Here is a 22,935-nt window from a genome sequence, read left to right as displayed (position 1 = left end):
GCGCGCGATTCGCGAAAGGAAAGATAGATTCCCTATGAAAAATAGAAGCAAAGCGCCCCGCTCCTCCGGCGGGGCTTTTAACCGGAGTCAAACGCCTCCGAAACAACTCAAGGTGACCGAGCAAACCGAGCTTCTGCTCTTCCTTCTGGACAAGCTTGCTCCGCAAGGACGAAACTCGGTCAAATCGTTGCTTGCCCATGGTCAAGTATCGGTCGACGACCGGGTAGAAAAGCTCTATAACCATCCTCTGCGGCCGGGACAAGTGGTTACCGTGCGCAAAGATCGCACGACGGTCGCGCCGCCCCTTGTCGGGCTTAAAATTTTATTCGAGGATGACGCGATAATCGTCATTAATAAGGACGCCGGAATGCTGTCGATCGCGACGGAGCAGGAAACCGAGCTAACCGCTTATCGGCAGCTAACCGCGCATGTCCGGCTTGCCGATCCCCGCAATCGGATCTTCGTCTTGCACCGTCTGGATCGGGAAACCTCCGGCGTCATGATGTTCGCCAAGAGCGAGAGCATCCAGCAGAAGATGCAGAACGGATGGAAAGAACTCGTGAAGGAACGCACGTACGTAGCGCTGGTCGAAGGAATGGTCAAGAAAACCCAAGGCACCATTACGTCTTGGCTCAGGGAAACGTCGACGCTGAAAATGTACTCCAGCTTCACTCCGAACGACGGACAGCATGCGGTAACGCATTATAAAGTCATTAGGGCTAGCCGCAACTATTCCTTGCTGGAGGTTCGCCTCGAGACGGGCCGCAAAAATCAAATCCGCGTGCATATGCAAGATCTCGGCCATCCGATCGCAAGCGATAAGAAGTACGGCGCGAAGACGAAGCCCTTCTCGCGCTTAGGCCTTCATGCCCGCGTGCTCGCCTTCGAGCATCCCGTCACCGGTAAGCTTGTCCGGTTCGAGACGGACGTTCCGAAATCTTTTCTTAGCCAATTCAAAGAAGAACCGAGGTAACACAAGGAAACCGGTTCCCTTTCTATAAAATCGAGAGTAAACGCCATTAAATTCAAGGGATATCCAGATAACACTAGAAAAATACTTAAAAACAGTGATTTATGGCTTAATTCCCAGATTGCAAACGCTTTTACGACTGTCGTATGATTTAGATACTCAATGACAATATGAAGGCGATGTTACCTTTAGGGGTACAACCTCGGCACATGATGTGTGCGATGCGGTTGTGCCTCTTTTTGTTGTTGGGTTTTTTTCGAGATTACGCAAAGACAAGAAACGAAAGGGTGGTTAACGAATGGTCGTTAAAAAGTGGGGTACATTGCTTCTCAGTCTGTCTCTCGTATTAGCAATCGCGGCTTGCGGCAAAAGCAACGGAAACGGAGCTAGCAACGCTCCGTCAAGCGGTGCCGCGTCTACGGAATCGGCTGCTTCGGAAACGGCAAGCCAAGCTGCCGAGGAAGAGGAGCTAGTTCCGGAAGCCGGAGCCAAGCTCGTCGTATGGGAAGCTCAGGAACAAGTGGAGTACATGAAAGCGGTCGGCGCGGAGTTCGAGAAACAATACGGAGTGCCCGTCACCGTAGAGCAAGTAGCCGGCGGCGACCAAGGCTCGCGCTTGTCGACCGATGGACCTTCCAAGACGGCGGCGGACATCCTGACTTTGCCGCATGATCAGATCGGCTTGGCGGTCAAAGCCGGACTATTGCTGCCAAACGATGTTTACGAGGAAGAAACGCGCAACGACAACGTAGAAACGGCAGTTACCGCTTCCTCCCAGGGCGGGGTTCTGTACGGCTATCCGAAATCGGTAGAAACGTACGCCCTTTTCTACAATAAAGACCTGTTCCCGGAACCGCCTAAAACTTGGGACGAAATCATCAAGTTCGCGGAAACGTTCAACGACCCCGCGCAAAAGAAATATACGATCATGTGGGAGTTCGTCGGGTATTACTCCTATCCGTTCATCGCCAGCTACGGCGGATACATGTTCGGAGACAACAACACGAACGCGAACGATATCGGGCTCAACAAAGGCGATACCGTTCAAGGCTTCGAGTTCCTAAGATCGCTTAAGAAAATCTTACCTATGAATGCCGGAGATATTTCCTACGACGTCAAGACGCAGCTGTTCAAAGAAGGCAAGCTCGCGCTGAACGTAGACGGTCCTTGGTCCGTAGCCGCGTTCAAAGACAGCGTCAACTTCGGGGTCGCCCCGTTGCCGAAATTCCCGAACGGCAAAGATTCGATTTCCTTCTCGGGCGTGAAATCCTATTACGTCAATGCTTATACCAGCTATCCGGTAGCTGCCCGTATGTTCGCCCATTTCGCCAGCAGCAAGGAAAATCAGCTGAAAAACTTCGAAATGACCGGAGCCATCCCGGCCAACAAGGAAGCCGGCGAAGATCCGAAAATCAAAGACGATCCGTTCGTCAGCGGATTCTTCCAGCAGTTCGCCAACTCTCATCCGATGTCCTCCGTTCCGGGAACGGACTTGGCTTGGGAAGCTTTGAAAGCAACCTTCATCTCCTTGTGGGACGATCCGAAGCTCGATATCAAAACCAGCTTGGATAAGATGGTACAAACGATCCAGGATGGATTAGCAGCCAGATAAGCCCTATTAGAGCAGGGATATATCTTCAACCGAGCCTGTCTTCATCCTTGAGCACGGAGGATGAAGACAGGTATTTCGTTAAAGGAAAGAGGTCGTTCATAGCATGCAGAGCAAGACGATTGGCGCGTTCCTCTCCTTTGTGCTGATGGGGCTCGGACAACTCTATAATCGACAATGGGGCAAAGGGATCGTATTCCTGGCCGCCGCGCTCGCCGGTATCTATTTTTCGGTGTTCCAGCTGTTCGATCATTTAAAAGGACTTATTACGCTAGGGGATCAACCGAGCGGATTCGTCAAAGTCGGCAAAATGATGAAGATGGTCGAAGGGGACCACTCCATCTTTTTATTGATTAAAGGACTCATCGCCCTCGTTGCCGTTTTGTTTTTCCTTAGTTTTTACGTACTCAACATTCGGGACGCTTATCTCGTCGGCCGTATGCGCGACGAAGGCAAAACTCCCGCTCCCTTCCGGAAGTCGCTGTCGGCTCTGGGCGACAAGCACTTCGCTTATCTCGTCCTTATTCCGCCTTTTATCGTCATCACGTTTTTGACCGTTCTTCCGCTCGTTTTCTCGATAGCGCTTGCTTTCACTAACTTCGCCGATCCTATACTGCCCCCGGCGAATCTCGTCGATTGGGTAGGATTCGATAACTTCTCCAAAATGCTGAATCTGAAAGTTTGGAGCAGCACGTTCGGAGGCATTCTGAAATGGACGATTATTTGGGCTATCGTTGCGACCGCTACGACCTATGTCGGCGGCATATTGGTTGCCGTGCTCATTCATCAGCCGCGCGTACGGTTCAAGAAGTTTTGGCGGACCGCTCTGATCGTCCCTTTTGCGATCCCGAATATGATCTCTTTGCTCGTCATGCGCAACATGTTCAACAACCAGTTCGGTCCGGTCAACGGTTATCTTCAATATTTCGGCTTAAAAGGGTTGCCGTGGCTCACCGATCCGTTCTGGGCCAAGGTCACCGTTATCCTCGTCAATATGTGGATCGGCATTCCGATCGTCATGATTCTTGCGTTCGGGGTATTAACGACGATTCCGCGCGACCTGTACGAAGCCGCCGAAGTGGACGGCGCCGGTTCTAGTCAGAAGTTCCGTTTAATCACGATGCCGATGGTTCTGTTTTCTACCTCGCCGATATTGATCATGAATTTCGCGGGCAACATTAACAACTTCAACGTCATCTATCTACTGACTAACGGCGAACCCGTCAATCTGAATTATCAGTTCGCCGGCCATACGGATTTGCTCGTGACCTGGCTTTACAAGCTTGCCTTGAACCAATCCCAGTTCAGCTTCGCATCCGTAATCGGTATCGTCATTTTCCTTATCGTAGCCTCTATCTCGATCTGGAGTTATACACGGACTCGTTCCTACAGAGAGGAGGATATGATCCAATGAAATCTTCCGATGGCAATGTGAAGCTTGCCCTTAGTTATATCATCTTGGTCGGATTGACTTTTATAAGCCTGTTCCCTGCGATGTGGATCGTCCTAAGCTCGTTAAAAACCGGAAACAGCCTATACAGCGATACGTTTATTCCCCGGGAATTCACGTTCGGGCATTACTTGGATCTCTTCAATAAAACCAAATATCCGATCTGGTTTATGAACACGCTTAAGGTCGCGGTATTATCTACGATATTCGGTACGTTCCTGCTGTTGATTTCCTCCTACGCGATTTCGCGTTTCCGCTTCAAGGGGAGGAAAACGTCGCTAAAGGTCATGCTCGTGCTGCAAATGTTCCCCGGATTTATGGCCATGATCGCCATCTTCGTGCTGCTGAACGCGATGAGCCTGTTGAACACGCATTGGGCGCTCATTCTCGTATACAGCTCGGGTTCCATCATCGCGAACGTATTCGTTGCCAAAGGGTTCTTCGATACGATCCCCAGAAGCTTGGAGGACGCGGCGAGAATAGACGGAGCCAGCCATTTCAAGGTATTTACGACGGTCATTGTCCCCTTATCCACGCCAATGCTGACTTATGCGAGCTTGATGATCTTTAACGGCGCTTTCATCGACTTCATCTTCGCGGATCTGATTCTGCGTACGGAAGAGCAACGCACCTTGGCCGTAGGCTTGTATAAAATGGTCAGCCAGCGAAACTCGACCGAATTCACGATGTTCGCCGCCGGCGCCGTGCTCGTTGCCTTGCCGGTCACTCTACTGTTCCTGTTCCTGCAACGGTACCTCGTAGACGGATTAACCGCCGGAGCTAACAAAGGTTAACGACCATCGCCAAAAGATTGGTCGCAAGCGACAAAGCCGCCCTTATCTGGAACCGTTGTTCCAGGAGGGCGGCTTTGTCGCTTTCAAGCTTATTCGAAAACTTTCGTGTTATCCGTTCCTACGTCATAGGAAGGCGACCAGCCCGACACTAGCCATTGCCCGTCCGCGTATTCCAACTGATACTCCGTATAGTTGGTTCCCGCCACGGGAACGGGATCGGTGTCATACTCGGGGAAGTAGAACACTTCGTCGTAATCGAGCTGAACTTTAACGTAAATCACGTATTCCCGTTCGCTGTACTGGTTAAATCTAAAGCTATCCAGATCGAATGCTACCCGATGCAGATTGCCGATATAAGCTTCGTTGTTCCTCTCCATGTCGGCAACATATTGTTCGATATCGCCATTCCGGTCGGGGTGGGCATGCCGGAGCACGTTAGCCTTTTCCCGGAAGGACTGCATCCAGCTCGCAATAAAGTCATAGGTCGAGTTCATGATGTCGTCTTTTACCGAGTCGTCGAAACCGGAAATCGAGAATTCCAACCGTTCGTTGTCTACGGGCAACTCTTCGCTCTTCATTTTGCCCCACGGATATTCGACTTCCAAGAACATTCGGTTGGAGCCGTCGAAGGCGATCGGACCGATTCGCTGGCCATCTCCTACGACTAAGTCGATATCTTTGCCATTGATGAAAATACGGGCGAAGCTGTTATTGGAACTGACCTCTACGTAATCCCCTTCGAGCGCTAGCTCGACGGCGTCCACATCTCCTGCAAGCGGATAGAGAGGGATCGATTCCTTACTCTCCAACGTCGTGTATTCCCCATTGTAGACCGCCTTGATCTCGTACTCTCCCGGAAGGAACGGGCCCAACTCGACGATGGAACCTTCCCCGCCCGCGGTTGCCGTTTCCTTGCCGTCGACCAAGATTTTGGCGCCTTCGAAGTTCGTTTGCACCGGGACCATATAGCGTTTCACTTTTAATTCATAATCGGTATAGAGCAGCCAGCGCTTCTTCTCTTTCTTGTTCAAATAGATGAACGCCTTATCGCTATCCTGAAGGGACTCCGTATCGCCCGACTTCAATCGATCGGCTTCGGCATTCAACTGTTCCATAAGCGTATCGAACGATTGCTTATTCGATTTCAAATAGTTTACGATGCCGTCGGCAGCCTTCTGATCGAGACGAACGTCCTCGTTCGATGAAGATAACAGCTCGAATAGCTTGTCCGACTCGCCCTTGTCTATCGCGTGTTCGAAACGGTCGAGCAACCGTTGTTCGTCCGTCAAATATTTGCCCAGAAAATAAGCTCCGACGAGCAGCAACACGACGACGATTCCGCCGGCGATCGCGATTTTCGCTTTCAGCGACAGCGAGAATGCTGCCTTTGGTTTCCGAACGACAGGAGATGCCGTCGACTGGTCGGGAACGTTGCGCGAAGCAGCATCGGATACGACTGGCGTACCGCACTCCGGGCAGTAGGAGTGTTCGCCTTCCATCCTCGTTCCGCACTCTTTGCAATAATGGATCTGCACGATGACTATCACCTGTTTTCCGTATCGCCGATACGTTATTAGATATCGTTTAGTCCTCTCAGAAGACTAGCAAGAACGTTGTCTCCGAAAAGATAGAGTAAGAGAATCGAGCCCGCGTAAGTAATAATGACGCCATAGAAAGCATCCAATCCGCTCGTGTGGTCTCTCTTGAAGCTGTAGATCGTAAAACAAATGGCCACGAACCAAGAGAACATTCCGGCGCCGATAACCCATGCCAGAATTTCGGAATCCATGCCCATCAAGGTAAACAGCAATCCGATGAAGAAGAACGTAACCGAAGGGATCATGAACGTTCCGAATCTAGCCGTTACTTCACGATAGTTAATGACTACGTTGCCCATTTTCAGAACTAGGAAAATAATCGAATTGACCATCATAACGACCAAGATGAGGAATACAAACGGTTTGATGACGACGGCCCCGAACGGAACGTCGAGATCATCGCCCATAAATCCGCCGAAGCGCTTTACGCTTTCCCTGATTTGGAAATAAGCAATTAACGGTAAAATAAGCGAGAACAGTATGATCGTAATCAGACCGTTAACCATATGGCCCGCATTCGAAGCTTGGCCGCTCTTGACGGGGCTCTTCAGCACCTCTAAAAAATACGAAAAGTATTGCTTGCTGATTTGCTTGGCCTGCTGAAGCTGCGGATTGGGTTGACTTGGCGCAACCGGCTGGTTAGCGTATGTATTGGGCTGATATGACTGTTGGCTTGCAGGCTGCTGGGAAGCAGCGATCGGGTCGGCAGGCGCGCGATGGTCGTAGTTTACCGCTTCCGACGTCGCCGCTACCTCCGTAGCCGCTACCGGCAGCTTGGTACCGCATTTCACGCAAAACTTAGCTGACTGATTTAACTGGCCGCATTGGGTACATTGCATGCACTTCTCATCCTCCGAATAATTGTTATAATATAGGAATTATTTCCTAGTAATCATAAGTATTATAGTAGGAAAGAAGTACCGCGTCCATCCTTAACACCCTAAAATATTGCTAAAACTTCCCCTTCTTGTGTGCATATATAGAGCTCGCCCTCACCGTCTTCGCCGAACGACGTAATGTTCGTCTCCGTCTCCAGCAACAATCGATTTTCGACTTTTCCGCTAGCGTCCAATCGCAATGCCCACACTAACCCCGAACCGTAATCGGCATAAACGTACCAGCCGACGAGTTCCGGAATCCGATCGCCCCGATACACGTATCCCCCTGTCACGGATACCCCTTGATCGCGCCCGTAAGTAAATATGGGGAGCTCCAACCCCTGTTGCTCGCACCCGTTCTCCGGATTGTAGCATTCCGTTCCCTCTTGGATCCGCCAACCGTAGTTTTTGCCCTTTTCGACAAGGTTGATTTCCTCGTAGCGGCTTTGTCCGACGTCGGCTACCCACAGCTTGCCCGTCTCCTCGTCGAAGCTGAACCGCCATGGATTGCGCAGTCCGTAGGCATAGATTTCCGGTTTCCCGTTGTCCAGGAACGGATTGTCTGCCGGAATCGCGTAAGCCCGTTCTTCCGAATGGCCGTCTACGTCGATGCGGAGGATCTTGCCGAGCAGGCTATCGAGATTCTGGCTATTATTGAGCGGATCTCCGCCGCTGCCGCCGTCTCCCGTCGCGATGTATAAGTAACCGTCCGGCCCGAAGCCGAGCTGTCCCCCGTTATGATTGGCAAAAGGCTGCTCGAAAGTGAGCAGAATCCGTTCGCTCGCGGGATCTAGCAGTCTATCGTTAGCCGGCAGAGTATCATATCGCGCGATAACCGTGTGCGTCTCGGTCGTGTAGTTCACGTAAGCCTGGTTCGGATGTTTCGGATGGAAAGCCAATCCTAGCAGTCCCTGTTCGCCTTCTACATCGTAGACGCGGTCCGCAATATCGAGCACGACTTCCGGCTTCGCCGCCGGCTGCTTCAGGTCTTTGCTCACGATCCGGCCCGGCTGTTCAACGATGTAGACGAGATCGGAATATCCCGCCCGATTCTCCAGCCCGATCGGCTTGTCGAACCGCTCCGTCCCGAAAATACCGTCCAGCGAAATGATGCCTCCCGCTTCCTTGCCGGACGCGGCTTCCTGTGCCTCGGGCTCGTCCGCTCCCCAGCACGCGGTGGCGAGACTAAGGATCAATAAAGCGCTCGCTAACGACAATCCGAATCGTTTCATCTCGGCCAGCCCTCCCTTTAACCAAGCATCGCACACCTCGGACGGGAGCACAAGAATCCAGCGTCCTAGTTTGGGAGAGGCTGGGGTGGGGCTTGCCGGGCATAGCGGCACCCCGTGCCGTTATTTGCCGCCCCGGCGGCCATTCTCCCGCATTAACGGCACCCCGTGCCGTTATTCGCCGCCCCGGCGGCCATTCTCCCGCATTAACGGCACCCCGTGCCGTTATTCGCCTCCCCGGCGGCCATTCTTCCGCATTAACGGCACCCCGTGCCGTTATTTGCCGCCCCAGGCGGCCATTCTCCCGCATTAACGGCACCCGTGCCGTTATTCGCCTCCCCCGGCGACCATTCTCCCACATTAACGGCACCCCGTGCCGTTATTCGCCTCCCCGGCGGCCATTCTTCCGCATTAACGGCACCCCGTGCCGTTATTTGCCGCCCCGGCGGCCATTCTCCCGCATTAACGGCACCCCGTGCCGTTATTCGCCGCCCCGGCGGCCACTCTTCCGCATTAACGGCACCCCGTGCCGTTATCCGAGAAAAATAGTCTTGCCGCGAGGAGTTGCCCGGTAACTTCGAGCACGAATTGAGCCCGCTGCAACCTCCAGCAAGCCTAAACTCACCAATTCGTGCAGCAGATTTCTAATATGCCGATTACCAAGTCCCAGCTGACTGCAAGCTTCCTCCGGAGTGAACGACCTTTCCGATCGATTCGCCAACCTCATAATCTCTCTTTGCTTAAGCGTGAGTTTGGGAGATTCCTGATAAATACCGCTATACAACTTTCCCATTATTTGCAGCAACGATTGCCGGCACTGAAGCGGACGCTCTTTAATAGCGTCCAACGAGTAACGATAGATACGCCAGTCGTCATGCATAAGTTGATTATGTCTGTCCAATTCGTAGTCGAAACCGCGCCGGGTGATATTCTTCGCATGGGAGCTGAAATCATCCACCTCGAAATCGATACGATAGGGAGAGCGAATATAAGCAAAATCGAGATAGTATGAACTATTGCGAGTATTAGGCACCTCATACTCAGCATAAAGAAACTCGAAATTTCCTATAGCTGGCCACCAGACCTCTTCAAGGAATCGTTTTTCCACGAATGCGTGGCCTTCGTTCAGCCTACGGAGCGACTCCCCTCTTCGCGCTTTGCGCTGACTAACCATCCACAGCTCATGATGTTTCTCGAACATTTCCTCTCGCTCCCCGCGACGATTACAAAGCAACAAAAACACCGCGCCTCCCACATAGGGATAAACGCGGTGTGCTTCACTCGCCGAATAGATTTATTACTTATAAAATAATGCAACCTATGCGGATTGTCACGAACTTTTGCAGAAACGGCCTAGAAATTGGAGCAAACCTCGAATAGAGAAGTACGCGTCGCGCGAAACTCACCCCTCCTGAATAATCAACCGCTCGCCGTATTCCCAGCTGCTGAAGTGGTCCTCCCAAATGATATGGTACAGGTTGTCGTGAACTTCGATGATGATTCCTTTCGTGCCATCCTGAACGTAAACGACCTTATCGCCAACTTTCATCTTGCGTCCCACCCCTGTCACCCGAGTCGAAAGACGATTCCATGCCCGCCCTTAGGATATACCCATTTGATGTTCTGGTGCGGGCAGCCGATCCGGCAGCTCCCGCACTCATGGCAGCCTTCATAGCCGACATGCATGCGTACTTCCTCCCATTTGTACACTTCGGCCGGGCAAAATATCGTGCAAATCTTGTCCGGGCAGCTCGACATGCACACCTCCGTATCCATGACGTGCAAGTGGGATTGCGTATCGGCGTTGAACCTGAGCAAATATTGCTTCTCCTCGATGCTTGCCGCCTTGGCGTTAGCGGCGGACGGTTGCGGATCGCTCATTACTTCATCACCTTCCATGCCCGGAAGAGGTCGCGGGCAATCTTGAATTTCTCCTTCGCCGGACCGATGTCGCGCCATATTTTCTTTTGTTTCTCCCGCTTAGAGGCACCATCCACGGTCAACATTTGGCTGGCCGCGCGATTTACCATCGGGATGTACTGCTCGAAATATTGCGGGAACTTGTCGAAATGATGCGTCGCGTCCTTGTACTTCTTCAAATCCTGGCCCACGAAGCTCCCCATTAGCTTCTTCCGGTATTCGTCCAGCGACGGCTCGGAGAAATCCCCGCGCGACATCGCGGCAATGATCGTCTCCGCCGCCAATCGGCCGGAAGTCATCGCCATGTTCGAGCCTTCGCGGTGAATCGCGTTGACGAGCTGCGCCGCATCCCCGACCACGAGCACTCCCGCCGCGACTACCTTAGGCATGGAATGATAGCCGCCTTCGGGAATCAAATGCGCTAAATACTCCTGAGGTTCGGCGCTATGAATGTAGGGTCGGATCATCGGATGCGTTTTCACGTATTCCATCAACTCGTAAGGCTTTATCTTATGCTTGATCAGACCCGAAAGCAACGTGCCGACGCCGATGCTGAGCGTATCTTTGTTCGTGTACAGAAACCCTGTTCCGAGTATGCCCTTCGTCGCGTCTCCGAACAGCTCGATCGTACAGCCTTGACCCTCTTCCAGATTAAAGCGATCCTCGATGATCTTCTTGTCGAGCTTAAGAACTTCCATCGTCGCCAATGCGACTTCGTCCGGGCGGAACTCCTTGTGAAAGCCGAGCGATTTGGCTAGCAATGAATTGACGCCGTCCGCCAGCACGACAACATCCGCGCGCAGCTCGCCGTCCGGGCGATCCGTGCGCACGCCGACTATTTTGCCGTCTTCCACGATGCATTCCAACACGACCGTTTCGTTAAGAAGCAATGCCCCTTTTTCCACCGCCTTGGAAGCGAACCACTGATCGAACTTGGCGCGCAATACGGTGAAGTTATTAAAAGGTTCCGAAGCCCACTCCATCCCCTTGTAAGAGAACGTCACGGCCGACGATTTATCCATCATCATAAACCTTTGTTCCACGATCGGACGTTCCAGCGGCGCTTCCTTGTGGAAGTCCGGCACGATTTCCTCCATCATTTTGCGGTAGAGTACGCCTCCCATGACGTTCTTGGAGCCTGGGTACTCTCCTCTCTCGATTAGCAGCACGTTCACGCCCGCCTTGGCTAGCTCGTATGCGCAAGCGATTCCGGCAGGTCCGGCTCCGACTACGATGACGTCAAACTTTTCCGGCATCGGCCTCTTCCTTTCTTCCTAGCGCGGTTTTGAAAGCTTCCGTAAGCATCGGTACGATCGTAAGCGCATCCCCTACGATTCCATAATGGGAGGATTGGAAAATCGGAGCGGCCGGATCTTTGTTGATGGCGATAATTAATCCGGAATTTTGCATGCCTACGATGTGCTGAATTGCCCCGGAAATCCCGATCGCAAAATAGATTTTCGGAGTAACCGTCACTCCGGTCTGCCCGACCTGATGATGGTGCCCGATCCAGCCCGCTTCGACGACATCCCGGCTAGCTCCGACCGCGGCTCCCAGCGTCTCCGCTAACCGATGAACGACTTCAAATCCTGCGGGCCCTCCCAGTCCTTTGCCTCCCGCTACGATAATATCCGCTTCGTCGATTCGTACGTGCTGGGTCGTTGAACGGACGATCTCGAGCACCTTGGTGCGGATATCCTCTTCCGTTATCGGAATGCGCTCGTCTATGATAACGCCGGAAGCTTTAGGATTGCGGGGCAGCGCTTTCATAACCTTAGGGCGGACGGTAGCCATCTGCGGGCGATATTTCTTGCACAGAATCGTAGCCATGATATTCCCGCCGAATGCCGGTCGACTGGCCAGCAGAAGTCCCGTATCTTCCTCCACGTCCAGTTGCGTCGTGTCGGCCGTTAAGCCCGTCGGCAAGTCCGTCGCCACCGCGCTCGCCAGGTCTTTCCCCGTCGATGTCGCGCCGTACAGAAGAATTTCCGGTTTATGCTTTTCCACGCAAGCAAGCATCGCTCTCATATAAGTCTCCGTCCGATAGAACCGGTAAATCGGGGCATCGTACACGTAGACTCTATCGGCTCCATATTCGAACGCGGTTTGCGCAAGCTCTTGAATGTTGTCTCCGATCAGCACGCCGGCCAGTTCCGTTTTACGCTTATCCGCAAGCTGCCGCCCCGCGCCCAACAACTCCAAGGATACCTTGGCGACGGCACCGTCCTTCTCCTCGATGAACACCCATACTCCGCGATAATCTTCGAAATTCAATCTGCTCCACCTCCTGCCCCTGCCTCGAAGAGTTCCTTGCGGGCTAACAAGATATCTAGCAGCTGCCGGATTTGCGCTTCAGGCTCGCCCTCCAGCAACTTCCCGCCTTGAGGCTTCTGCGGCGCCCATACCGAGCTAACGATCGTCGGCGAACCCTTTAATCCAAGCTGCGTCTTATCAATCTCCTTGAGATCGCTGACCGCCCATATATTCGGCTTGTAGCGGGCGGCACGCAGCATATTCGGAAGCGTGGAGTAAGGAACCTCGTTAATGTCCTTCTCTACCGAGAATAAGCAAGGCAACGTCGACCGAATAACCTCGTATCCGTCTTCCAGCTTCCTGTGCACGATCGCGTAGCCTTCCTCTTGGTTGACCTCCACGACTTTGTTGACCGACGTCAGCGGCGGCATATCCAATCTGCGGGCGATTCCGGGTCCGACTTGGCCAGTATCTCCGTCGATCGTCATTTTGCCGCAAATGATCAGATCGATAGGGCGGATTTCCGATGCGATTTTCTCCAACGCTTTCGTCAAGGCGTAGCTGGTGGCAAGCGTATCGGCTCCCGCGAATGCCCTATCCGTGATCATATAACCTTCGTCCGCTCCGATCTCGATACATTTGCGGATCGCCTTAACCGCGGGAGGAGGACCCATCGTCAACACGGAGACAACGCCGCCGTAACGCGCTCTTAAGCGAACCGCCTCCTCCACCGCGTGCGAGTCGTAAGGATTCAAGATCGCCGGGGCGCTCGAACGATCCATCGTATTGGTCTTGGGATTCATCTTGATGATCTTCGTATCCGGCACCTGCTTAATGCAGGCAACGATATGCAGCATGTTCCTCACCCTTTCCGCTCTTCCCGAATGACAGGTTCAACCGTTCAATCTTATCTATATTAGAAGAGCGGGAATATCATGACTGGGTTTGTCCATGATTCATCCACCTTTAACGGAAATTTTCAGCAAACGCTCAACTGTCCCTCATCTGTTTTTCAACCTTTCTAGTCGTAATAGTGATTGTATCTCTTAATGATGGCCTATCGTTTCGGCTATTGGGCTCAGCGCAAATTCGTGTACGCTTGACCGCATGAAAAAAAGCCCATGGACGCGAACGTCCATGGACTCTCTTTTACGCTATTTCTTATCCGAATATCGCATCGATAACCGGTTTCGTATGTCCGCCCGGGTAACAAATATACAAGAGAACGTATACGGTTACGCCCGTAATAACGGTGGCAAACCAGATCATCGCGGTAACCTTACCCCATTTGCGGTGTTTGGCAAAACTCTTCTTAAAGGCCAGCGTAAGCGTCGTTATTCCGAATACGGCAGCTACCGTCGCGAGTACGATATGGAACAGCAAGAAGATCAAATAGATCGTCTTCAGGCTTTCCGGCCCGTTAAACATCGTATTCCCGATGAAGATGGTCCGGGACACGTAGATAATGAAGAACAGAGTAGCCGCGATTGCCGCCGCAATCATGACCTTCTCATGGGCTTCTCTTTTTTTCTTGATAATCAACCGCCAACCAATGGCTACCAAAATTCCGCTGATCAGGATAAAGCTTGTACTGACCATCGGAAAAATATCGTACCACGACATAACCTTCACCCGCTCTATCGTCATAACATCATCTAGCTTACAACCTATTGTAACTGTCCGAACGTCCGAGTTCAAACGTTTCGGCACTCCGTCACAGATTGTTAAATATTAATCTACCAACGGTTTGCTTGCGGGCGCTGCAGGTTGCTCATCATCCTGCTCGCGTTCCTTGCGATACCATTGCATGAACACGGTATAGAGGGCGGCCGCGTTAACGAATTCCTGCAACAGCTTCATCACGATTCCGCCGAGCTGTTGATCGTCTTTGCCGCTCATCATGTTGAAAAACGCCGGACCGCCAACCTGGCTTAACACTTCCGCGGGATCGCCCGTCATGCAGTACCCCATCGCCTTCACCCAAACTTGAGGATCGTTGTACACCCCGAACAAGGGACCGCTGGCGAAAATAATCATGGCGCAGGCCGGTGTCAGCAGCAAGCCGCTCATGAAAATATACAGCAGCGTAAGCATATGCGACATCCGTCGCCATTCCGGAATCGGACAATAGACATGCCACCACATCATGGTAGCGGAAAGGAACAGAAGCGCGTAATAAATTCTGTGCACCGTATAATGCGTCATGATCCAGTCGTGATTGTCCGGCATGTGATAGAACGAGAACAGCAAGGTGAACAAGCCCATGCTGATGACCGGGTTCATGAGAATATAGAATACGCGCCATCTCCAGAAGCGAGCTTGGAATATCCTTCTCCAAAGCCAATCCGGTATTCCATAGATGAGCAACGGAGGTACCAGAATATAAGCGAGAGCCATATTGGTCATATGGAACGTAAACATCAGATGCCCCATTAAGCTTAGCGGACCGCCCTGCGTTAAATACAGGAGAACGATCGCGAGCAAAAAAGCCAGCTGACGAGAGACGGATACCGGAGCGCTACCCGCAAAACGATGTCTCCATGGACCTATGACGAACGTATACAACACGATAATCGCCATCATGAAGATCATGAACAACGGACTCCATAGGTCACGGAAGGAAAAGTACTCTAATCCCCACATTGCCGCCAACCTCCCTTTCTAGATGCAACAACCCGCGCCGCGATCAGGCATGCGCAACGTTGTCTTCATTAAAAAAGAGAGGACGGATTGTGGCCCGCCTCTCTTAAGTTTATTGCCTTAACCGACTTACCACCAAACCCAGTACAGAGCCATGATCACCATAGTGAACACGACGACCGCGCCCGAGATAATTCCGATGATCGGAAACAAGTGTCCGCGATCCTTCATATGCATCCAGAATGCCATTTGAATGAATACTTGGACGACTGCCATTCCAACCAGAATAATGTACGTGAACGTTGCATTGATCTCCCCGGCAGCTACGGCCGCGAACGCGATGATCGTGAGCGCAAGGGACAAAATGAAACCGACAATATGTTTCTGAGGACCTTCCACCTTATGGCGTTTGGTTACCTCCGAAGAAGCCGCGTGGTCATGATTGCTCGACATGAGATTAGCCCACCTTTCCCATCAAGTAAACAACGGTGAAGATGAATACCCAAACAACGTCGATGAAGTGCCAGTAAATGGCGGAAATATATACTTTCGGCGCGGTAACGACCGTCAAACCTTTTTTGAGGATTTGGCCGATGACCAATGAGATCCATACAACCCCGAAAGCAACGTGAGCGCCGTGGAAGCCGACTAACGTATAGAACGAGGAGCTAAACGCGCTTGTCGTAAATTTATGACCTTCATGCACGTACTCGAAGAATTCGTAAATTTCCAGCCCTAGGAAGCTAAGGCCAAGCACGATGGTTACGATTAACCAACCAATCATGGCTTTCTTCTTGTGTTGGTGCAAGGCTTGAACGGCGAATACGCTCGTTAAGCTTGAAGTCAACAAGATCATTGTCGCCGCGAACACCATCGGAAGCTGGAACAGTTCGTTAGCCGAAGGACCGTCTCCGATATTGTGGCGCAGGGCCAAGAAAGCCGAGAACAAAGTTCCGAACAATACGGTTTCCGCGCCGAGGAATAACCAGAAGCCCAAAATGTTATTGCGGGCTTGCAAAGTCGCTTTCTCCGGCTCATGCGGCAATTGTCCGTCTACGTGATCGTGTGCGCTCATGCGTGCACCCCTTTCTCCTGATCTTCCGGTTCGATATGGAAACCGTGATCGTCGCGAAGGGAACGGATGACCATGCAGCCTAACGTAATTGCTAAACCGACACCTGCTACGATAAGGCGATCATACATAAATCCGAATCCTGCGATAAATAATCCGATGCTCATGATGAGCGGGAGGATCGAAGGAGACGGCATATGAATCGAACCGATTGGTTCCGCCGGCGTCATAGCCTTGTTTCCATCCATCTTTTCCTTCCACCATGCATCGTAACCGCGAACGAGCGGAGTTTGTTGGAAGTTGTACTCCGGAGGCGGCGAAGGAATCGTCCACTCCAAAGTACGGCCATCTTCCCAAGCATCGGCAGCCGCGTTGCGAGGCTTAGCCCAAGTGATGAAGATGTTGAGCAAAAATGCGATCGTACCGACGCCCATCAAGAACGCGCCGATCGTACTGATGTAGTTCATATCGTCGTAGCCTTGACCGCCAAGATACGTGTAAACCCGGCGAGGCATACCCAGCAATCCAAGGAAATGCTGGACAAAGAACGTCAAGTGGAATCCGATGAAGAATGTCCAGAACGTAATTTTACCGATTGTCTCGTTCAGCATACGTCCGAACATTTTCGGCCACCAGTAATGCAAGCCGGCGAAAATACCGAATATCAAACCGCCGACGATAACGTAGTGGAAGTGAGCGACTACGAAATAGCTATCGTGATACTGGAAGTCGGCCGGAGCCGAAGCGAGCATAACGCCGGTAACTCCACCCATAACGAACGTCGGGATGAATCCGATGGCGAACAAGCTAGCCGTCGTGAAGCGAATCGAGCCGCCCCACAGCGTGAACAACCAGTTAAAGATTTTGACCCCTGTCGGCACCGCTATCAACATCGTCGCGATGGAGAACAGTCCGTTCGCTACCGGTCCAAGACCCGTCGTGAACATGTGGTGAGCCCATACCATGAATCCAAGGAAGGCGATCAGCACTGTCGCGAAAACCATGGAGCTGTAACCGAACAGACGCTTACGGGAGAACGTACTTACGATTTCGGAAATAACGCCGAAAGCAGGCAAGATCAAAATGTACACCTCAGGATGTCCGAACACCCAGAAGATATGCTCCCAAAGTACGCCGCTTCCTCCATTACCTACTTCGAAGAAGTTGGCATGGAACAGCCTGTCGAACATGATCGCAACGAGACCGACCGTAAGTACAGGGAAGGCGAACACGATCAGAGCGGAAGTAATGAAGATCGTCCATGTAAACATCGGCATTCTCATGAAAGTCATTCCAGGCGCGCGCATGTTAATGATCGTCGCCATGAAGTTGATACCGCCGAGCAACGTACCGATACCGGCTATTTGCAAGCCTATGACGTAATAATCTACGCCATGGCCCGAGTTAAACGTCGGACCCGCGAGCGGCACGTATGACGTCCATCCGGCGTCAGGCACCGTTCCCGCGAACCAACTCAGGTTCAAAAGCAATCCTCCGAAGAAGAACGTCCAGAACCCTAGGGAATTCAAGAACGGGAACGCTACGTCGCGCGCGCCGATCTGTAGCGGAATGACCGCGTTCATGAGCGCGAACAACAACGGCATCGCCGCCAAGAAGATCATGGTCGTACCATGCATCGTAATTAATTCGTTAAACGTATCTCCGGCAACGACATCATTCATCGGCTTCATCAATTGAACCCGGATGATAATCGCTTCCAAGCCGCCAATCAGGAAGAAGAACAATCCTGCAATCATGTACAGAATACCGATCTTCTTATGGTCGACGGTCGTTAGCCAATCCATCAAGCCTGTGTACCGCTTGACTGTGTGTCCATGTGCATGTGCTGCCAAGGCCACGTACCCCCTTAGTTTCCCGCGTGATTAATAGTCGAGCTTGTATTCCGCCAAATACTTGGCAATGCTTGAGACTTCTTCAGGCGTCAAGCTATTGTCTTCCGCACCCGGCATCATAGCGCCGATTTTATATTTCTGAGGATCCGTAATCCAATCGTGGAGGTTCTGCTCCACTCCGGCCTCGTCGTTATAGAGAATACCGCCGACTGTTTGACGCGATCCGACACCAGTCAAGTTAGGAGCGCTGTTACCGCCATTCTCTCCGACAGCATGGCAGCTTAAGCATTGCGATGTAAATTTCTCGGCGATTTCCGCATCCGCAGGCATTTGCGCCGGAGCTTTCATGGCCGCGACCCAACGATCGAACGAGGACGGGCTAACCGCTTTGGCTTTGAAATCCATCAAGGCATGGGCCGGTCCGCACAATTCCGCGCACTTGCCGCGGAACACGCCTTCATTGGGGAACTCCAGATACATCCTGTTCGTTACGCCAGGGTTCGTATCCATTTTCCCTCCGATGGAAGGAATCCAGAAAGAGTGCTTAACGTCGGCTGCTACGAGTTCGAACGAAATTTTCTTGTCCGTTGGAACGATCAATTCTTGGGCAGTCGTAATTCCGTAATCGGTATACTCGAACTCCCACCAGTATTGATGCGCCGTTACTTTTACTTGCACTGCGTTTTTGTCTTTGCTGTAATCCTTAGCTAATCCGAACACGTCTCTAATTGTCGGAAAACCGAGAATCAAAAGCAGGACAAGAGGAATAACCGTCCAGATGATCTCCAGCGTGTGATTCCCTTCGACTTGTTTAGGAATCGTTTTGTCGCCTTGACGGCGACGAAAGCGAATCAGCACGTAAATACAGATGACGAACACGACAACAACGACCAGAGCCATGATGCCAATGGACAGTTTCATCAAATCTAATTGTTTCTCAGCTACCGGTCCTTGCGGATTCAGAGTTGAGAGGTCTTCTCTTCCACATGCCGACAACAACAGCACTAAACCTGTCAGCAGCGGAAGCAGCCGCTTCATTACAGGCCACCGTTTCATCATATCAACCCCATTTTGACGTTTTCGTAGAGCTTTTGCCCTTATGTAGCAAACGCTTTCTACACCTAGATGTTGTAACAAGCAACACGCGCTTTTCATCTCCACTAACAAATATTATGATTGATATCACAGTTTGTCAATGTTCACAGAACAGTTCACACATTGTTCTCAAAACTGTCAAATATGGCGTAATCATAAGGATTTCATTGAATTGAGACAATCATTTGTACTTCTTCGGCGTCTATTCGCGAAACCTCTCCCGACCGCTTCGCTTTCCTCCCCTTTTTCGCCTCTCCCTTCTTTTTGCCAATATGCCCGAGTTTTATGTGCGATCGGACGCGCATACTTTCCGAGCGGCTGTAAAACCTAATCGCATATTGAATGCATTGGAGGGGGTTGTCTCATGTCAGCTCGACGTTCTGGCTCGCTACTTGGAATTGCTTTATTGCTCGTCCTAATGACTGCATGCAATTACAAATCATACTTTCAGAAGAGCGCGAACGACTACGCCAGCAGAAGCGCGAACGATCCGAAAATGACCGGCGTCCGTTCTTACGGTTCCTTGTCCGGCAACCCGAAGCAGCATGACAATCGTTATTTCGAGTACAGCTCCGCGCTCTCGAACAAAGTCGCTTCGCTTCCCGGCGTCAATACGGCGCTTGTCTTCTTGACGGACAAGAATGCTTATGTCGGCATTCTAACGGACTGGTCGGCAACGGGAACGGAGGCGCGAGGCGGTCCAAGATCGCATGAACAGGACAATAGCGGTACGACCGAAGGCGTGTACAACGTCAGCACCGGCAGTTCGAAATGGGACAATCGCCAAGTCGCCACTCCTTACAATTCTTATTTCACGCATAAAGACTTCGGAGATTTATCGACGGAGCTGCGGCAAGTCATCGGAGATACGATCAGAAAAGATTTCGCTCGCGCTCAAGAAGTTCATATTTCCGCCAATCGCGAATTCGTCAATCAATCGTTAGAGTATGCAAAAGCAGCATGGCTAAAGAAGCCGCTTGCCCCTCTGACAACGGACTTCAATACGCTTGTTCAATACACGTTCGCCAATGGAAACAAAGTTCCGATCCCCCTCTATTCGAAGCAAACGCCGGGCAAATAACTTGCAAGGCTTCGCCATTGGCCCGGGCATTTACCTATTTAGTAAGCAGGATAGGTCCTTCGGAAGCAATCGCGACCGTATGTTCGAATTGGGCGGCTATGCCGCCCTCCACGGTCAAGACCGTCCAACCGTCTTCCCCGATATAGACCTCGGGAGATCCGATCGTTAAGATCGGTTCTATCGTAATGACCATTCCTTCCCTCAGTTTATGGCCGGTTCTTGCAGCACCGACGAAGGGCACCTCCGGCGGTTCGTGCATCGATTTGCCGATTCCGTGGCCGCCGAATTGGCTGACCACTCCGTATGGCCCCGAATCCGCAACCCGTCCGACTGCCGCCGCAATATCTCCAAGCGTACGCCCTACCCTAGCATACTCGATTCCTCTCGTCATCGCTTCGTAAGCGGCTTTCCGCAACCGCTTCGCTTCATTGGATATTCGGCCTACCGGGAAAGTCCATGCCGTATCGGCCATCCATCCGTTCCATTCAACGACGAAATCCAAGGTAACGAGATCGCCTTCCTTAAGAATTCTCTCGCTAGGCATACCATGACAGGCGCAGTCGTTAACCGCCGTACATATGGCATAAGGATAACCATGGTAGCCTTTCTGCGCTGCGATTGCCCCGCGTTCCTCCAAATATCGCTCCGCGTATCGGTTTAATTCCAGCGTCGAAACGCCGGGCGTCACCCGTTTGCCCAACTCTCTTCTCAGCCGGCCCGCCAATCGTCCCGTCGCGGCCATCCGCGCAATTTCTTCCCGCGATCGTATCGGAATCCGGCTTGCCTCGGTTTTCTTGTTAGGGTTAGCTCCCACTTCCACACCTCCCGTATTTCTATATGTATTCCAACGGGATCCGAAGCACCACCTGCAGGAGGAAAACGGCGGAAATCGTTGAATATTCCTCTTATAAGATTAATGTCGAGAAGGAGATTATCATGCTATTTCTTCAGAGTAGGAAATCAATCGTATGGAGAATGAACGTTTTATTGTTTCTTCTAATTGCCGCAAGCTTTTTCCCGCCGTTTTCCCGTCTCTCGGCGGAAAGCCCGTCATCGCCCCCCTCTGTTCCTATCGCCGATCATCCTTATTTAACCCTTCATTATTCGATAGGCGGCAACATCGTAAAGCTAAAGCCGGGCATGAGCAAGAAGAATGTCGATCAGCTTCTCGGAACAGGGATCACCTATCGGACCCCAGCCTTTGATTACGACAAGCACGGCGATCTTATCATTGCTTACGAGAACGATCAGGCCGTTTACTTTTCCGTCGAGGGCGGCAAAGCATCGCTTAACGGGACGATCGACGAATCCTCCGCCCGCGAAGACGTTGAAAGGCAGCTTGGAAGCCCCAGCTTGAAAGAGACAGGCGAGTATTTATTTAGAGAGACAGATGGTGAGATTTCTCAAATTAAGCCGAACGAAAATGTCGCCGGCATTGAGGAATCATCGCTTTATCGACTTAAGTTTTACTCCTCGCATAGGGATGAGATTTATTCCTTTTCCATTGAACGTGGCGATTTTAAGCCCATAGCGGACGACCGGGTTGCAGCCATGAACTCGCATATCGTTCGACCGGACAAGACTAAGCCTTTTACGATGTGGGACCTTTCCGTTCAAGCGGATGGCGGCAAAGGCAGAGTCGCGATCGGAATGAGTAAAACGTCCGTTGATAAACTGCTCGGCGATCCGGGGACGCGCGATGGTTTCGCGGGCAAGTTTTACGTATATGAAGGCGCGGAAGTCTATTACCGGAATAAGAAAGCTGTCGCGATTCTCATCCGTCTAGACGAGGATTTCACTAAAATCTATCGAACGCCCCGAGGGTTAGGATTGTTAACCGACTTCGAAGGTCTAGTCAAACTTTACGGTCAACCCACGCACGTCTCCGATAAAATCATCGATTACTCTTTCTACAAGAAGAAAGACGGTTTAGGCAAAATGACGGAAACGACTAGCCCGTTAGAGATTCCGCCGATCGACCAACGTTATTACATGAGCTTTATCCTAACGGATGACGAAAGTAAATTGATTAGTTATATCCTAATAAGCGATCACGAATTTGCCTACACCGGCAGATGAGAATAGCCAAAAAAACCGACCGAAAGCGGCTTGCGCCTGCTCCAGGTCGGTTATTCCCCGCAACGTCACGATGCGGGGGTATTTAATTTAGTCAGCTCGCGTTCTACGAGAGTCGTTAGCTCCTCTTCATATCCACCGGTAATTCTGTATTTGCGGATGTAATCTTTAACGAACTTGCGCGGATCCTTGGGGCGGAAAATTCTAGTCAGTTCTCGCAAACTTTCTTGAACTTCGTTGTGGCTGCGTTTGGCCATGCAATTCCCTCCCAGTGGAATGGATTCCGGACCGGCGCAAATCCCGGAACGGAGGCGGTATTTCGCCACTTGGAGAACCGAAATTAAGGTTCTTCCTTAAGCTTCGATGTTCCACCGCTGTATGCCATTAAGAAAACGTTCCTGCATTTTCTGATTATAC

Annotated in this window: 23 protein-coding genes; 6 read left to right on the top strand and 17 right to left on the bottom strand. The window is 51.6% G+C overall.

The genetic code is table 11. The features are described 5' to 3' along the window. The first annotated feature begins 34 nt into the window (after positions 1 to 34). The 4 genes from FPL14_RS18955 (at position 35) to FPL14_RS18940 (ending at position 4,823) form a co-directional block, all read left to right on the top strand. Positions 35 to 973 carry an RluA family pseudouridine synthase gene (locus FPL14_RS18955; protein ID WP_182299244.1) on the top strand — a complete coding sequence of 313 codons (939 nt, stop codon included), beginning with the start codon at positions 35 to 37 and terminating at the stop codon, positions 971 to 973. 295 nt (positions 974 to 1,268) lie between these two features. Further along, positions 1,269 to 2,582, top strand: a complete 1,314-nt coding sequence (locus FPL14_RS18950) for a sugar ABC transporter substrate-binding protein (RefSeq protein ID WP_182299243.1) — start codon at positions 1,269 to 1,271, stop codon at positions 2,580 to 2,582. Positions 2,583 to 2,685: 103 nt separating this feature from the next. After that, entirely contained in the window at positions 2,686 to 3,993 is a 1,308-nt protein-coding gene (locus FPL14_RS18945) for a sugar ABC transporter permease (protein ID WP_182299242.1), read from the top strand. Then, positions 3,990 to 4,823 (top strand): sugar ABC transporter permease, encoded by an 834-nt coding sequence (locus FPL14_RS18940; protein WP_182299241.1) that lies wholly within the window; start codon positions 3,990 to 3,992, stop codon positions 4,821 to 4,823. The genes FPL14_RS18945 and FPL14_RS18940 overlap by 4 nt, the downstream gene beginning before the upstream one ends. A gap of 89 nt (positions 4,824 to 4,912) precedes the next feature. Here the strand turns inward: FPL14_RS18940 and FPL14_RS18935 are convergent, their stop codons facing one another. The 15 genes from FPL14_RS18935 to coxB form a co-directional block, all read right to left on the bottom strand. After that, positions 4,913 to 6,358, bottom strand: coding sequence for a zinc ribbon domain-containing protein (locus FPL14_RS18935; RefSeq protein ID WP_182299240.1), 1,446 nt, complete (start codon positions 6,356 to 6,358; stop codon positions 4,913 to 4,915). Positions 6,359 to 6,396: 38 nt separating this feature from the next. Continuing rightward, positions 6,397 to 7,260 (bottom strand): zinc ribbon domain-containing protein, encoded by an 864-nt coding sequence (locus FPL14_RS18930; protein ID WP_182299239.1) that lies wholly within the window; start codon positions 7,258 to 7,260, stop codon positions 6,397 to 6,399. A 101-nt stretch (positions 7,261 to 7,361) separates the two neighbouring features. Beyond that, complete coding sequence (locus tag FPL14_RS18925; protein WP_182299238.1) at positions 7,362 to 8,531, bottom strand: PQQ-dependent sugar dehydrogenase; 1,170 nt, start codon at positions 8,529 to 8,531, stop codon at positions 7,362 to 7,364. 529 nt (positions 8,532 to 9,060) lie between these two features. Next, positions 9,061 to 9,729, bottom strand: a complete 669-nt coding sequence (locus tag FPL14_RS29610; protein WP_220471170.1) for a DNA-binding response regulator — start codon at positions 9,727 to 9,729, stop codon at positions 9,061 to 9,063. Positions 9,730 to 9,930: 201 nt separating this feature from the next. After that, positions 9,931 to 10,077, bottom strand: coding sequence for a hypothetical protein (locus FPL14_RS18915; RefSeq protein ID WP_182299236.1), 147 nt, complete (start codon positions 10,075 to 10,077; stop codon positions 9,931 to 9,933). Positions 10,078 to 10,094: 17 nt separating this feature from the next. Next, positions 10,095 to 10,427 carry a ferredoxin family protein gene (locus FPL14_RS18910; RefSeq protein WP_182299235.1) on the bottom strand — a complete coding sequence of 111 codons (333 nt, stop codon included), beginning with the start codon at positions 10,425 to 10,427 and terminating at the stop codon, positions 10,095 to 10,097. Continuing rightward, complete coding sequence (locus FPL14_RS18905; protein ID WP_182299234.1) at positions 10,409 to 11,704, bottom strand: FAD-dependent oxidoreductase; 1,296 nt, start codon at positions 11,702 to 11,704, stop codon at positions 10,409 to 10,411. Before FPL14_RS18905 ends, FPL14_RS18910 begins: the two co-directional genes overlap by 19 nt. Continuing rightward, positions 11,688 to 12,722, bottom strand: a complete 1,035-nt coding sequence (locus FPL14_RS18900; protein ID WP_182299233.1) for an electron transfer flavoprotein subunit alpha/FixB family protein — start codon at positions 12,720 to 12,722, stop codon at positions 11,688 to 11,690. Before FPL14_RS18900 ends, FPL14_RS18905 begins: the two co-directional genes overlap by 17 nt. Then, positions 12,719 to 13,558 carry an electron transfer flavoprotein subunit beta/FixA family protein gene (locus FPL14_RS18895; RefSeq protein ID WP_182299232.1) on the bottom strand — a complete coding sequence of 280 codons (840 nt, stop codon included), beginning with the start codon at positions 13,556 to 13,558 and terminating at the stop codon, positions 12,719 to 12,721. The genes FPL14_RS18900 and FPL14_RS18895 overlap by 4 nt, the downstream gene beginning before the upstream one ends. A 304-nt stretch (positions 13,559 to 13,862) precedes the next feature. Then, a complete protein-coding gene (locus FPL14_RS18890; protein WP_182299231.1) occupies positions 13,863 to 14,324 on the bottom strand; it encodes a DUF420 domain-containing protein in 462 nt (153 codons plus the stop codon). 108 nt (positions 14,325 to 14,432) lie between these two features. Continuing rightward, positions 14,433 to 15,344 carry a cytochrome c oxidase assembly factor CtaG gene (gene ctaG / locus FPL14_RS18885; RefSeq protein ID WP_182299230.1) on the bottom strand — a complete coding sequence of 304 codons (912 nt, stop codon included), beginning with the start codon at positions 15,342 to 15,344 and terminating at the stop codon, positions 14,433 to 14,435. Positions 15,345 to 15,470: 126 nt separating this feature from the next. Then, the gene (locus FPL14_RS18880; protein WP_182299229.1) at positions 15,471 to 15,794 is read right to left on the bottom strand and encodes a cytochrome C oxidase subunit IV family protein; all 324 of its coding nucleotides are present in this window, start codon (positions 15,792 to 15,794) and stop codon (positions 15,471 to 15,473) included. A 4-nt stretch (positions 15,795 to 15,798) separates the two neighbouring features. Then, positions 15,799 to 16,416 carry a cytochrome (ubi)quinol oxidase subunit III gene (locus tag FPL14_RS18875; protein ID WP_182299228.1) on the bottom strand — a complete coding sequence of 206 codons (618 nt, stop codon included), beginning with the start codon at positions 16,414 to 16,416 and terminating at the stop codon, positions 15,799 to 15,801. Beyond that, entirely contained in the window at positions 16,413 to 18,218 is a 1,806-nt protein-coding gene (gene ctaD / locus FPL14_RS18870) for a cytochrome c oxidase subunit I (protein ID WP_182304056.1), read from the bottom strand. Before ctaD ends, FPL14_RS18875 begins: the two co-directional genes overlap by 4 nt. Before the next feature lie 78 nt (positions 18,219 to 18,296). Next, entirely contained in the window at positions 18,297 to 19,325 is a 1,029-nt protein-coding gene (gene coxB, locus FPL14_RS18865; RefSeq protein ID WP_182299227.1) for a cytochrome c oxidase subunit II, read from the bottom strand. A 400-nt stretch (positions 19,326 to 19,725) separates the two neighbouring features. Here coxB and FPL14_RS18860 point away from each other — a divergent pair, with 400 nt between their 5' ends. Next, positions 19,726 to 20,442 carry a hypothetical protein gene (locus FPL14_RS18860; RefSeq protein WP_182299226.1) on the top strand — a complete coding sequence of 239 codons (717 nt, stop codon included), beginning with the start codon at positions 19,726 to 19,728 and terminating at the stop codon, positions 20,440 to 20,442. 34 nt (positions 20,443 to 20,476) lie between these two features. On the opposite strand, the gene map is transcribed toward FPL14_RS18860, so the two are convergent. Further along, positions 20,477 to 21,256, bottom strand: a complete 780-nt coding sequence (map, locus tag FPL14_RS18855) for a type I methionyl aminopeptidase (protein WP_229263576.1) — start codon at positions 21,254 to 21,256, stop codon at positions 20,477 to 20,479. Between the two features lie 122 nt (positions 21,257 to 21,378). Here map and FPL14_RS18850 point away from each other — a divergent pair, with 122 nt between their 5' ends. Then, positions 21,379 to 22,521: a hypothetical protein gene (locus FPL14_RS18850; protein WP_182299225.1), complete on the top strand. Its 1,143-nt coding sequence runs from the start codon at positions 21,379 to 21,381 to the stop codon at positions 22,519 to 22,521. Between the two features lie 65 nt (positions 22,522 to 22,586). Here FPL14_RS18850 and FPL14_RS18845 read toward each other — a convergent pair whose 3' ends face one another. Beyond that, positions 22,587 to 22,775 carry a hypothetical protein gene (locus FPL14_RS18845; protein ID WP_182299224.1) on the bottom strand — a complete coding sequence of 63 codons (189 nt, stop codon included), beginning with the start codon at positions 22,773 to 22,775 and terminating at the stop codon, positions 22,587 to 22,589. Between the last annotated feature and the right edge of the window lie 160 nt (positions 22,776 to 22,935).

Origin of the sequence: Cohnella cholangitidis, assembly GCF_014107495.1 — a bacterium.
Taxonomy (GTDB): domain Bacteria; phylum Bacillota; class Bacilli; order Paenibacillales; family Paenibacillaceae; genus Cohnella; species Cohnella cholangitidis.
This window is presented reverse-complemented; position numbering and strand designations above follow the sequence as displayed.

Bases quoted from the DNA above. Each gene is read 5' to 3' on its own strand.
- FPL14_RS18880 (WP_182299229.1), bottom strand. From the start codon at position 15,794: ATGTCGAGCAATCATGACCACGCGGCTTCTTCGGAGGTAACCAAACGC.
- FPL14_RS18945 (WP_182299242.1), top strand. From the start codon at position 2,686: ATGCAGAGCAAGACGATTGGCGCGTTCCTCTCCTTTGTGCTGATGGGG.
- FPL14_RS18950 (WP_182299243.1), top strand. From the start codon at position 1,269: ATGGTCGTTAAAAAGTGGGGTACATTGCTTCTCAGTCTGTCTCTCGTA.
- FPL14_RS18845 (WP_182299224.1), bottom strand. From the start codon at position 22,775: ATGGCCAAACGCAGCCACAACGAAGTTCAAGAAAGTTTGCGAGAACTG.
- FPL14_RS18895 (WP_182299232.1), bottom strand. From the start codon at position 13,558: ATGCTGCATATCGTTGCCTGCATTAAGCAGGTGCCGGATACGAAGATC.
- FPL14_RS29610 (WP_220471170.1), bottom strand. From the start codon at position 9,729: ATGTTCGAGAAACATCATGAGCTGTGGATGGTTAGTCAGCGCAAAGCG.
- FPL14_RS18860 (WP_182299226.1), top strand. From the start codon at position 19,726: ATGTCAGCTCGACGTTCTGGCTCGCTACTTGGAATTGCTTTATTGCTC.
- FPL14_RS18955 (WP_182299244.1), top strand. From the start codon at position 35: ATGAAAAATAGAAGCAAAGCGCCCCGCTCCTCCGGCGGGGCTTTTAAC.
- FPL14_RS18910 (WP_182299235.1), bottom strand. From the start codon at position 10,427: ATGGAAGGTGATGAAGTAATGAGCGATCCGCAACCGTCCGCCGCTAAC.
- FPL14_RS18930 (WP_182299239.1), bottom strand. From the start codon at position 7,260: ATGCAATGTACCCAATGCGGCCAGTTAAATCAGTCAGCTAAGTTTTGC.
- FPL14_RS18890 (WP_182299231.1), bottom strand. From the start codon at position 14,324: ATGTCGTGGTACGATATTTTTCCGATGGTCAGTACAAGCTTTATCCTG.
- ctaG (WP_182299230.1), bottom strand. From the start codon at position 15,344: ATGTGGGGATTAGAGTACTTTTCCTTCCGTGACCTATGGAGTCCGTTG.
- FPL14_RS18850 (WP_182299225.1), top strand. From the start codon at position 21,379: ATGCTATTTCTTCAGAGTAGGAAATCAATCGTATGGAGAATGAACGTT.
- FPL14_RS18905 (WP_182299234.1), bottom strand. From the start codon at position 11,704: ATGCCGGAAAAGTTTGACGTCATCGTAGTCGGAGCCGGACCTGCCGGA.
- FPL14_RS18925 (WP_182299238.1), bottom strand. From the start codon at position 8,531: ATGAAACGATTCGGATTGTCGTTAGCGAGCGCTTTATTGATCCTTAGT.
- FPL14_RS18915 (WP_182299236.1), bottom strand. From the start codon at position 10,077: ATGAAAGTTGGCGATAAGGTCGTTTACGTTCAGGATGGCACGAAAGGA.
- FPL14_RS18875 (WP_182299228.1), bottom strand. From the start codon at position 16,416: ATGAGCGCACACGATCACGTAGACGGACAATTGCCGCATGAGCCGGAG.
- FPL14_RS18940 (WP_182299241.1), top strand. From the start codon at position 3,990: ATGAAATCTTCCGATGGCAATGTGAAGCTTGCCCTTAGTTATATCATC.
- ctaD (WP_182304056.1), bottom strand. From the start codon at position 18,218: ATGGATTGGCTAACGACCGTCGACCATAAGAAGATCGGTATTCTGTAC.
- coxB (WP_182299227.1), bottom strand. From the start codon at position 19,325: ATGATGAAACGGTGGCCTGTAATGAAGCGGCTGCTTCCGCTGCTGACA.